At 35.3% G+C, this 1,025-nt stretch carries 1 protein-coding gene and 1 pseudogene; one reads left to right on the top strand and one right to left on the bottom strand.

Annotated elements, in window-relative coordinates:
* Positions 1-741 (bottom strand): annotated as a pseudogene (locus AAC147_RS05650) (autotransporter outer membrane beta-barrel domain-containing protein); the annotation flags it as partial.
* 87 nt (positions 742-828) lie between these two features.
* Between AAC147_RS05650 and AAC147_RS05645 the strand changes: the two are divergent.
* Positions 829-1,025: hypothetical protein (locus AAC147_RS05645; protein WP_231571626.1), on the top strand; the 197-nt coding region annotated here is incomplete at its 3' end.

The raw sequence follows: 1,025 nt of genomic DNA, 5'->3' as shown, positions 1-1,025 counted from the left end.
AACACTGTGATTGGGTCCAGCCACTGTTCCATCATTATTGAAAATACCGACATTACTGCCAGCGTCGATAACGAACGTTGCTAAAGTAAAGGAAGCATTAATATTCTGAGATTTCAGTTTTCCAACATTATGAAAGAGCTTAAGTTTTGAGGTTATAACAGTTATCCCATCAATCGATCCTTCCTTCTGATTTAGGATAGTATCTATTTGTCCCTTATAATCTGAGCTACTCGATGGTTGTATCTGTATTGCATTCAATGAAGAGAGGTTATTGGTGGAATTAATTGAGCTATAATTATCCAGCATATTCATTTGACCAACAACCGATATGGTTCCGTTCGTTCCGATTATGGTTCCATTATTACGTAACTTACCAACAGACCCACTGTAAGTTACTGAGACCCCATTTGTTCCCTGCAATCTTCCGTTATTCACAATGGTATCAACGTAAACCTTTTTTGCCATATTATTGTTAGTGCCGATATTGACTGCACTATATTTCAGACCGTATGGATCATTTACAGGATCTGGTAGCCCTGTAGGGGTAACAATCGATGCGTTTTTTTTGATAGTAAGATTTTCACACTGTGAGAGATTATAGGGTTCTGTCTCATTTTGAGAGATAGTGGTATTTGTACTCAGAGAACCACATGATGATGAGTCAGCTATTGCATCAACACTTATCCCTAGTAAAGTCACCCTAAGAGCGATTGGAAATACAGCATTTCTGTCTATCTTCATAAGAGGAACCCCTACCCCTAAATAACCTGATTTTCATTTAAATAATTAAGTGAAGCCTACTAGATTCATTATTACTGTAGAATACATTTGCCATATCGTCGATTATTCCAACTAAAATCTGATATTAATGATTGTCTTAAAGTGATTACTGGTGAAGGTCATATAGGACCTTATATTCAGGTTTTGTCGATAATATACGGTTTTATCTGGTTTTTAAGATTATTATTTTGCAAAAATGAAATCTTTTGGTTTTATATAAAGGGAATCATCATTAATAAACCAAT

Source organism: Xenorhabdus sp. NBAII XenSa04 (assembly GCF_963866145.1).
Lineage (GTDB): Bacteria > Pseudomonadota > Gammaproteobacteria > Enterobacterales > Enterobacteriaceae > Xenorhabdus > Xenorhabdus indica.
This window is presented reverse-complemented; position numbering and strand designations above follow the sequence as displayed.